At 79.1% G+C, this 889-nt stretch carries 1 protein-coding gene; it reads left to right on the top strand.

All coding sequences use genetic code 11. The features are described from left to right. Window positions 1-31 precede the first annotated feature (31 nt). Window positions 32-889, top strand: an 858-nt coding sequence (locus FGF04_RS40560; RefSeq protein ID WP_235882760.1) for a DUF4388 domain-containing protein, incomplete at its 3' end; no start/stop codon positions are given.

Genomic DNA, 889 nt, shown 5'->3' with positions numbered 1-889 from the left:
GGGTGACGGGGCACGGGGTGAGGCGCGCAATCTGCCCGCGCTCCTGCAGAGCCTGCACGAGCAGGGGTTCAGCGGCATGGTACGGGTGTCCGGCTCCCCGGGCGGAACGATTCATCTGCGGGGCGGGCTGATCGTCGCGGCCGAGACACCGGGTGCGCCGACCGCCACGTCGGTCCTGCTCACGCCCGGCCGCATCGACGACGAGACCTGGCTGGCCGCCTGCGCGGCGGAGCCCGACACGGATCGGCTGGGTGGACACCTCGTCGCCGCCGGACTGGTCGGCGCCGCCGAACTGGAGGTCGTCTGCACCGGGGCCTTGTTCGACGCGGCCTTCGCCATGGCGATGGGGCCGCCCGGCGGCTGGACCGTCGGTGCCCCGGAGCCCGCGCTGCACACCGGGGCCGGTGTGCGGCCGCGGCGGCTCACCGAGGAGACCACGCGGCGCATCGCACGGCTCTCCGGGCCGTGGGGGGCGCCGGGCGAACTGGCCCGGGTGCGGCCCGTGCCGGTTGCGGACGCGGGGCTGCGCCGGGGGCTCCCGGACCGGCACCGGTCCGTGCTCACCACGGTCAACGGGCGGCGGACCGCCCGGGACGTGGCCTTCACGCTCGGCCGCGGGCTGTACGCGGTCATGCTGGACCTGATCCGCCTGGAGGCGCAGGAGCTCATCCGGTGGGAGGTGGCCGGGGCGTCCGAAGGGCGGCCCAGCACGGCGCCGCGGGTGCTGCCCGGGCGGGACGGCGCGGCCGCGTCACCGGCGGCCGCGGTGACCACGGCGGCGTCGGCCGCGCCCGCCGCGCCGCTGCCGAGGCGCACGCCCGGCGGGGCGCCGTGGCCGGGCAACGCCCAGGCGCGGGAGAGCGCGCCGGGGGAGGGGCCCGCCGCGGCC

It is taken from the genome of Streptomyces apricus, assembly GCF_008369065.1.
GTDB lineage: Bacteria > Actinomycetota > Actinomycetes > Streptomycetales > Streptomycetaceae > Streptomyces > Streptomyces apricus.
The sequence above is the reverse complement of the archived record's forward strand: the minus strand, read 5'-3'. Positions and strand labels throughout refer to the sequence as shown.